At 64.5% G+C, this 2746-nt stretch carries 2 protein-coding genes; one reads left to right on the top strand and one right to left on the bottom strand.

The window, feature by feature from the left end; genetic code table 11:
* Positions 1-348: 348 nt before the first annotated feature.
* Positions 349-1260, bottom strand: coding sequence for a site-specific integrase (locus tag Q1X76_RS10030; RefSeq protein WP_300719752.1), 912 nt, complete (start codon positions 1258-1260; stop codon positions 349-351).
* A 295-nt stretch (positions 1261-1555) separates the two neighbouring features.
* Between Q1X76_RS10030 and pdxB the strand changes: the two genes are divergently transcribed.
* Positions 1556-2599, top strand: a complete 1044-nt coding sequence (gene pdxB, locus Q1X76_RS10025) for a 4-phosphoerythronate dehydrogenase PdxB (RefSeq protein WP_300719750.1) — start codon at positions 1556-1558, stop codon at positions 2597-2599.
* The last annotated feature ends 147 nt before the right edge of the window (positions 2600-2746 follow it).

Below are 2746 nucleotides of genomic sequence, written 5' to 3'. Positions count from 1 at the left end.
GTAATAGTAAGCCGTAGGGAAAAATAACGTGGAAACACGGCGCTGCCCCTAGGGGGGCGGGGGAAAGGGCGAAGACGGGTGCTTCCGTGTTAATTTAACACAACACGGACAGGGCTTCCCGTGTCCCGCCGCGGGGACATCCGCCCTTCCCGGGCCCGCTTTCGGCGCTTCCGCAAGGGGTTGCGGGCCGGTGTATGAAATTTTATTGAAAAATATTCGCCTTTTTTGTTTGCCGTATCGTTTTTATCACTATATTTGCACCAACGATTCACGCCGTTACCTGCCAAGTAACGGCGTTTTTTCGTGCCCCGCCGCCCGGGCGGTGGCCAGTGCGCAACAGGCTGGCCGTCAGCCAGGCAGGACCGCGGACAGCAGGTCGCGGTTCATCTCGTCTATCCGCCGGTCCGCGTGCGCGCGGAAGTAGGTCTCGGTCACCTTCACCGAGGAGTGCCCCATCGCGTCGCGGATCAGCTCGTGTTGGTAATTTTTGCTGTTGGCCAGCGTGGCCCAGCTGTGCCGCGCCGAGTAGCTGCTCAGGGGCTCGGGCAGGCCGCAGGCAGCCGCCAGCAGCCGCAGCGAGCGGTTCAGCCGCCGTAAGGAATGCTGATAGTCGAGGTAGCCCTGCCGCCCCGCCCCGCGCACGAAGGGGAGGAGGTAGGGGGACGCCGGGTCCGCGGAGCGGCAGGACTCCAGCAGGCGCAGGGCGGAGGGCTCCAGCCGCACGCGCAGGCAGGCGCCCGTCTTGCGCCGGCGGTAGCTCAGCACGCCGCCACGCAGGTCGCAAGGCCGCAGGTAGGCCACGTCCACGAACGGGATGCCACGCAGGGCGAAGAGAAGCAGGAACTGCCGGCGGGCCGCCTCCAGCCGCGCGTCCGCCTGCGGGGTGACGCCCAGCAGCCGAAGCGAGGCCTCGCTCAGCGAGCGCCGCTCGCCGGGGCGGCTGCCCGTGTACACGTGGCGGAACAGCCCCGCACGCGCGGGCGCCAGCCCGAGGTCCACGCCCTGCCGGTAGACGGCGCGCAGCGTGCGCAGGTAGGTGGAGATGGTGTTCCAACGCAGGCCCTCGCCCTGCAGGTACGACTGGTAGGCGGAGAGCCAGCCGGGGGTCAGGTCGGTGAAGCGGAAGGGGCGGTCGCCCCAGTAGGCGCCAAGGCGGCGGAGGGCGCTCCGGTAGACGTGCGCCGTGCCGTAACGCCCGTCCTCCTCCAGCCGGTCGGCACGGGAGGACATGAACGTGAGGAAGTCTGGTTTCTTGGACATATACATATCTTATATTAATGGTTTGCGGGTCGCATCCCGCAAAATTAAGCAAATCCCACGGCACGGAAAGACACATGGGAACGCCCTTCGGCCGCAGGCACGCCCGCCCACGGGCGGAGGTACAGCCGCCCACGGGCGGGCGCACCACGGCCCAAGGGCGGGCGTACCGCCGCCCGAAGGGTCCCGAAGGGACATAAAAAAATGGAAGAAAACAGGACAGAATCCGGCCAAGAAAGCGTATCTTTGCACCCCCGGAAGCCATTGGGGCTTCTTGTTAAAGAAGGATAATAGCCGTATGAAAGTCATTGTCGACAACAAAATCCCCTTCATCCGCGAGGCCATCGAGCACATCGCCGACGAAGTGGTCTATGCACCCGGCCAGGCATTCACGCCGGAACTTGTGAAGGATGCCGATGCCCTGGTCATCCGTACCCGCACCCGCTGCGACCGCGCCCTGCTGGAGGGCAGCCGCGTGCGCTTCATCGCCACCGCCACCATCGGCTTCGACCACATAGACACGGAATATTGCCGCGAGGCGGGCGTAGAGTGGGCCAACGCGCCGGGCTGCAACGCCCCCTCCGTGGCGCAATACCTGCACTCCGCCCTGCTCCTGCTGCAGATGAAGCGCGACAAGCCGCTGCGGGGACTCACAATGGGCATCGTGGGCGTGGGCCACGTGGGCAGCCTGGTGGCCGAAGTGGCCGGAGACCTGGGGATGAAGGTGCTGCTGAACGACCCCCCGCGCGAGGAGCAGGAGGGCCCGGGCCGCTATGCCCCGCTGCACCGGCTGGCCGAGGAATGCGACTTCATCAGTTTCCACGTCCCCCTCGTCCGCGAGGGCAAGCATCCCACGTTCCACCTGGCGGACGAGGCCTTCTTCCGCTCGCTGCGCCGCCGGCCTGTCTTCATCAACACCTCGCGCGGCGAAGTGGCCGACACGCAGGCCCTGCTGCAGGCCCTGGAAAGCGGACAAATATCGGATGCCATCATCGACGTCTGGGAGCACGAGCCGGACATCGACCGCACCCTCTTGCAGAGTGTCTTCCTGGGCACGCCCCACATAGCAGGCTACTCCGCCGACGGCAAGGCCAACGCCACCCGCATGGCGCTGACGGCCCTCTGCCGCTTCTTCGGACGGAAGCCCGACTTCCACATCGCGCCGCCCAAGCCGCTGAACCCCGTCATCACCGCCTCCAACGAGACGGAGGCCTACCTGCAGATGTATGACCCCCGCCGCGACAGCGACGCGCTGAAGGCACACCCGGAACAGTTCGAGCAACTGCGGGGGGACTATCCGCTGCGCAGGGAGAGGCAGGCGTATCTGTTCAGGCAGGGATAAGAAATAAAAACAGCCGCCCCCATGGGACGGCTTCATTGTTTATAAAGGAATACTACTGGTGCGATAAAATCGCACAGATTTAAATGTCATCAAATAAAGTGCGTTCTTTGACATTTTGGCTTGAGATGATTGAATCGTCCTGTTTGG

Source organism: uncultured Desulfovibrio sp., from assembly GCF_949282365.1.
Taxonomy (GTDB): domain Bacteria; phylum Desulfobacterota; class Desulfovibrionia; order Desulfovibrionales; family Desulfovibrionaceae; genus Desulfovibrio.
The sequence above is the reverse complement of the archived record's forward strand: the minus strand, read 5'-3'. Positions and strand labels throughout refer to the sequence as shown.